Origin of the sequence: Verminephrobacter aporrectodeae subsp. tuberculatae At4, from assembly GCF_000193225.1 — a bacterium.
GTDB lineage: Bacteria > Pseudomonadota > Gammaproteobacteria > Burkholderiales > Burkholderiaceae_C > Acidovorax > Acidovorax aporrectodeae.
Genome location: NZ_AFAL01000723.1, coordinates 1 through 6,250 on the forward strand (window position 1 = coordinate 1; position 6,250 = coordinate 6,250).

4 protein-coding genes and 1 pseudogene are annotated in these 6,250 nt (G+C 53.9%); all 5 read left to right on the plus strand.

Annotation, left to right across the window (positions count from 1 at the left end):
- Positions 1-228: hypothetical protein (locus VTU_RS35140; protein WP_236610819.1), on the plus strand; the 228-nt coding region annotated here is incomplete at its 5' end.
- On the plus strand, positions 215-853 hold the full coding sequence (locus VTU_RS33105) for a hypothetical protein (protein WP_138927985.1): 639 nt from the start codon (positions 215-217) through the stop codon (positions 851-853). The genes VTU_RS35140 and VTU_RS33105, both read left to right, overlap by 14 nt.
- Before the next feature lie 107 nt (positions 854-960).
- The gene (locus tag VTU_RS33110) at positions 961-1,485 is read left to right on the plus strand and encodes a hypothetical protein (protein ID WP_138927986.1); all 525 of its coding nucleotides are present in this window, start codon (positions 961-963) and stop codon (positions 1,483-1,485) included.
- Between the two features lie 544 nt (positions 1,486-2,029).
- A pseudogene (locus VTU_RS35905) lies at positions 2,030-2,278 on the plus strand (DUF6973 domain-containing protein); the annotation flags it as partial.
- 186 nt (positions 2,279-2,464) lie between these two features.
- Positions 2,465-6,250, plus strand: a 3,786-nt coding sequence (locus VTU_RS34005) for an SPM autocatalytic domain-containing protein (RefSeq protein ID WP_322835870.1), incomplete at its 3' end; no start/stop codon positions are given.

Below are 6,250 nucleotides of genomic sequence, written 5' to 3' on the forward strand. Positions count from 1 at the left end.
GAGTTTGAGGGAGCGTTGAATGATGTATCTGAATCTTGGGGAGTTTCCATGACAACGCCCATATTGGCGGTATCTTTTGTTCTGCCGCAGGCAGCAGCTAATTTCCAGGAGGTACAGTGGATACGCTGGTGTACCGAATTTTCAACGGAATGGGCCAAACTGCTGCGTGTGTGGAGCAATCCGTTTTCTAACTGTGCAAGTCTTGGAATAGAAAATGCTGTCTTTTAATAAAAAGCTCTTTTTCCGGATTTTGTTGTTGATGCTTGGTCCTAGTTTCCTTTACGGGATTTATGGATTTTACAAACTTTACGAATTTCGCCGTTTCAGAGCTCTTGAGAGTCGATATTTTGAATCCATGCTAATTGAAAAATTAACTTTTAACAAAGAAGTTAAAATTAGCGAAATAATTCCGTTTGGTGAACGTGTATGCTTTCTTTCTTCATACAAAACGCCAGGTTCAGTGGAGTCATCGTTATTCCAAAATCAAATGGATTTCTTGAATGGAAAAATATCTGATGACATAGGCGATCATGTCTGGTGGATTATTGTTCTATCAAAAGAAAAAGTTCTTAAAACCTACAAGACAACTGGGAGGATTAAACCCACTTTCAGAAAAGGGAAGTGCGTAAAACAAAAAGGTTCAAAATTTCTTATACTTTTCGATATAGATAAACGTACGCCATACTTCGATATTTCAGAAGGAAATTCCATCGATGTATCCCGGCACCTCAGAACAGACTTCCCAACCATGCTCAAGCTTGGGTGCGCGCGCATATCGGCAAGCCCGTCTGGCTGGCGTCGGAGATATGAATATCACTGCGGAGATCCAGATGTGGCAGAGGCGGGTGATTGAACATCTGCTCAGCTCAGTCCGATCCAAAGGGCGTGGAGTGAGAGTTTGAGAGAGCGCTGAATGATGCGTCTGGTAATTTTCTGACTGTGCAAGTCTTAGGATAAAAAATGCTGTCTGCTAATAAAAAACTCTCCCATTGGATTTTGTCATTGGCACTTGGTTCTGGTTTGATTTACGGGATTTCTGAACTATATGGACCTTATGAAGCCCACCGCTACAGAATTCTTGAGAGTCGATATTTTGAATCCATGTTGGTTGAAAAATTAACTTCCGAAAAGGAGGTGAAACTGGAAGAAATAATCCCGATTGGCGAGCAGGTATGCTTTCTTCCTTCATACATGACGCCAGAACAAGTGGATTCATATTTGTCCAAGAACCAATTGGATTTCTTGAATGCCAGAATATCTGACGACGTAGAGAATCATTGGTGGGTTATCGTTCTATCAAAAGAAGAAGTTCTCAAGACCTACAGGATGGCCGGTGATGTCATACCAATTTTCAGAGAAGGCAGATGTGTAAGAAGAAAAAATTCAATAAAGCTTGTATTTTTCGATATAGATAAATATAGACATACGCCACACTTCGATATTCAGAAGGAAATGCCATGGATGTATACCGGCACCCAAAAATAGACTTTCCGTCCACGCTCATGCTTGAGCACGGACATATCGATATGATCCATTACGTAACGCCAAAGTCAGTGAGTTCATCGTTATCCAAGAATCAATTTTATTTCTTGAACGATAGAACATCTGATGCCGCAGATAATCATTGGTGGATTATTGTCCTGTCAAAAGAAGAAGTTCTCAAGACCTACAGGATGAGCGGTTATACCCATTACGTTATACACAAATCATGAAAACCTATTATAAAAATCAACAACTTACGGCTGCTGACTGCTGTGTGAGCGGTTCATGCCGATCCTATACAAATCAAGCACTTACGACACTTCATTACCAGCGACATCGGTTGAAAGCGGACTTGTGTATAACTAAATTGGTTATACCAGCCCCAATGTCAGGGAAGGAAAGTGTGTAAAAAGAAAAATTCAAAACTTATATTTTCCGACGTTGATTTTGCAACATACTTTGATCTTTCAGAAGGAATGTAATCATGACTGTAGGCCTAGCAATACTTGGCGCTAAAATTGTGCTGACTTTGAATAATTTGAAAACCATGAAGGAGTCTTTTAATTCTGAGGCAACTCAATTCTGGGGATCTCAAACCGGAGATAATAATGCGAGTGATGCATTCAGACATGCTTATGTGAGTGCCAGATTCGCTCAACATTTCGGAGACAGTTCTGCAAATATTCTCGGCTTGGCTCATGAGACGACTACTGTAAACCGTGATTCTCGTGACTCAGTGATGGATCTGTGGAATAATAACGTGGGTGCAAAAATAGGGCAAAAATATAAATCGAACGATGCTGATGCAGCATCAAAGATTGCGGGTGACGTCCACGGAGCCTTGGAACGCGGCGAATTGGTTACGAACTTCAGGACAGACCGGCGTGTCAATGGTGGAAATTATGGCCCTACCGAGGGTGTGGATGATAATAGTCTTTGGAAAATAATATCCAAATACCTTGGACTCACCCCCGATCCTTTGGTGAAAGGTCCCCGCTACACTTGGGTAGACCCTCTGATCCTGGACCTCGATGGCGATGGTCTGGAAATCTCCCCGCTGTCGCGCAATATTCAATTCGACACCGACGGCGACGGCATCAAGACAGGCACCGCTTGGGCGAACGCCGACGACGGCATCTTGGCGTGGGATCGCAATGGCAATGGCCTGATCGACTCGGGTCGGGAACTCTTTGGCGATGAAACCCTTTTGGCCAACGGCCAGAAGGCGACGCATGGTTTTACCGCACTGCGAGAACTTGATGTGGGCGGTGCCCAGGGCACCGTGGGTGGGGCGGGCGATGGCGTATTTGACGCCAAGGACGCCCAGTACGCCAATCTGCGCGTCTGGCGCGATTTGAATCAGGACGGCATCAGCCAAACGGGAGAGTTGCAAACGCTGGCCGAAGCGGGCATTGCCAGCATCGGGCTGAGCAGCACGGCCACCAGCACGGATTATGGCGACGCCCAACTGGTGCAGTCGGGCAGTTTCATCCGCAGCAATGGCAGCGAGGGCCAGGCGGGCAGTTTTATCCTCGCGCAGAACAACTTCGTCACGACGCATACCCCCATCACCGTCAGCGACGCAGCCCGGGCGCTGGCCGACATCAAGGGCACGGGCTGGGCACGCGACTTGCAGCAGGCTGCCACGCTCAGCCCGGAACTGCTTGGCCTGTACGAGCAGGCTGCAAGTTCCGGCTCGCGTGCCGGTTTTTCCAACGGCGTGGGCCAGTTGCTGCGCGCGTGGAGCAATCAGTCGGATTACGCGAGCGCGAGCAAGCAGGCGCTTGAGGAGGGGGTGGGGCTGATTTTGCGCAATCCGGCGGACGCGCAGGAGCGCGGCTGGATGGGGATGGCGATCAAGGCCGACAAAGCGACCCGGGATGGCTTTCGCGCCACACTTTCGACGCAGGATCGAAGCAAGTTCGACAGCATGCGGGAGAGCATGGTCGGGTCGCTTGAAAAGCTCTACGCCTACGAGGCGTTCACCGGGTTCACGTTTCTGCACTGGTCGCAGATCAAGCAACAAGGCCAGGGAAGCTGGGTCGCCCCCGAGAACCGCGGGCGGCTCGTGACGGTGGATATGCCACTGTCGCACGCAATCCGTGACAACCGCGTTGCGCTTCCCGCGAGCGATGCGGGCTATATCGTGGTGACGGTCCCCGAGCCGATTAACGGCGGCACGCCGCATATTCAGAGACTCTGGAACCGGCTACTGGATGACGCCAGCAATAACCTGATGCCTGCCATGCGCCTGTCAAAGTACCTGGACATGGTGCAAGTGAATGTCTTGGACTCTGGCGCGGAGGTGGACTTTTCCCGGATGGATGCGGCATTGAGTGTTGCCCGAACGGCGGATGCGTACGAGGGCGCGGCGCTGTTTCTGGACCTCTACCGCGTCCACGGCAAGACGCTCAACAGTGCGGGATGGACCGGCAAGGAGCAGTTGCGTGCACTCATGCAGACCGCTGCTGACAACGGGGCCGTTCGCGATGCGTTTGCTGCCACCGGGTACCACTATTTGGCAGCATCGTCCCCGACAGGCTCAATGAATGATGACAGCTATGCGGGCAATGCCCACGCCAACACCTTTCATGGCGGGGTGGGCAATGACTTTATCGACGGCATGGCGGGTAATGACCGCCTGTTTGGCGGAGTGGGTGATGATGCCCTGTTTGGCGGGGAGGGTGATGACTACCTGTCGGGAGGCGATGGGGCGGACACGCTCGATGGTGGCGCAGGCAATGACACCCTGAACGGCGGCTCCGGCAACAACACCTACCTGTTCGGACGAGGCGACGGGCAAGACACCATCGACTCGAACTACGGCTGGGTGACGGACCGGGCGACAGACAGGCTCAATGTGCTGCAGTTCAAGGCGGGGGTGGCACCCTCGGAGATCGTGGCTACACGCTCCGGCTCGGACTTGGTGCTGTCCATCGTGGGTACCACCGACAAGGTGAGCATCAGCCACTTCTTCCTCCGCGACGACCCGACAAACGACCACAACCCGATCCAGCAGATCCGGTTCGCCGATGGCACGACCTGGGATATCAACGGGATCAAGAGCAAGGTTTTCGCGGGCACGGCAGCGGTCGACAACATCTTTGGTACTGTTGCGGACGACAGCATCAGTGGTCAGGCCGGAGCCGACACGATCTACGGGGGTGACGGCAACGACACGCTCGATGGCGGTGCGGACAACGACCGCCTTTATGGCGGGAGCGGAGCCGACACGCTTGATGGTGGCGCAGGCAACGACGTGCTCAGCGGTGATGCGGGCAACAACACTTATCTGTTCGGCAAAGGCGACGGACAAGACACCATCGGCGGGGACTACGGTCGGGCGACAGACAAGTTCAATGTGCTGCAGTTCAAGGCGGGTGTGGCGCCCTCGGAGATCGTGGCTACGCGCTCCGGCTTCGACTTGGTGCTGTCTATCGCGGGTACCGCCGACAAGGTGACCATCGACCACTTCTTCTACAACGACGACCCGGCCAACACCTACAACCCGATCCAGCAGGTCCGGTTCGCTGACGGCACCACCTGGGACATCAACGAAATCAAGAGCAAGGCCTTTGCGGGCACGGCAGCGGCCGACGACATTGTCGGCACCACCGCAGACGACACCATCAGCGGTCAAGCCGGAGCCGACACGATCGACGGACGTGAGGGCGACGACACGCTTGACGGTGGCGCAGGCAACGACGTGCTCAGCGGTGGTGTGGGCAACGACACCTACCTGTTTGGTAAGGGCGATGGGCAAGACAGCATCCTTTCGGACTACGGTCGGACAGGCCTCAACGTGCTGCAGTTCAAGGCGGGTGTGACGCCATCGGAGATCGTGGTTGCACGCTCCTCCTCGCACCTGGTGCTGTTCATCGCGGGTACCGCTGACAAGGTGACCATCAATTTCTTCTATAGCGACGACCTGCCCAACGACTACAACCCGATCCAGCAGGTCCGGTTCGCCGATGGCACCACCTGGGACGTTAACGCGCTCAAGAGCAAGGTCTTCGCAGGCACGGCAGCGGCCGACAATATTCCCGGCACCGCTGCGGACGACACCATCAGCGGTCAGGCCGGAGCCGACACGATCTACGGGCGTGACGGTAACGACACGCTCAATGGCGGTGCGGACAACGACCGCCTCCACGGCGGGAACGGAGCCGATACGCTCGACGGTGGCACAGGCAACGACGTGCTCAGCGGCGATGCAGGCAACGACACCTATCTGTTTGGCAAGGGCGATGGTCAAGACACCATCAAATCGGACTACGACCGGGCGGTAGACAAGCTCAATGTGCTGCAATTCAAGGCGGATGTGCTGCCCTCGGAGATCGTGGCAACGCGCTCCGGCTCAAACTTGGTGCTGTCCATCGCGGGCACCACCGACAAGGTAAGCATCAGCCACTTCTTCCTCCGCGAGGACCAAGCCAATGTCTACAACCCGATCCAGCAGGTCCGGTTCGCCGATGGCACCACCTGGGGCATCAATGAGCTCAAGAGCAAAGTCTCCGAGGGCACGGCAGCGGCCGACAACCTCGTCGACACCGCTGCGGACGACAGCATCAGCGGCCAGGCCGAAGCCGACACGATCTACGGGCAAGACGGCAACGACACGCTTGACGGCGATGCAGACACCGACTTCTTCTTCGACGAAACCGGAGCCGACACGCTTGACGGCGGTGCAGACATCGACTTCTTCTTCGACGAAACCGGAGCCGACACGCTTGACGGCGGTGCAGACACCGACTTCTTCTTCGACGAA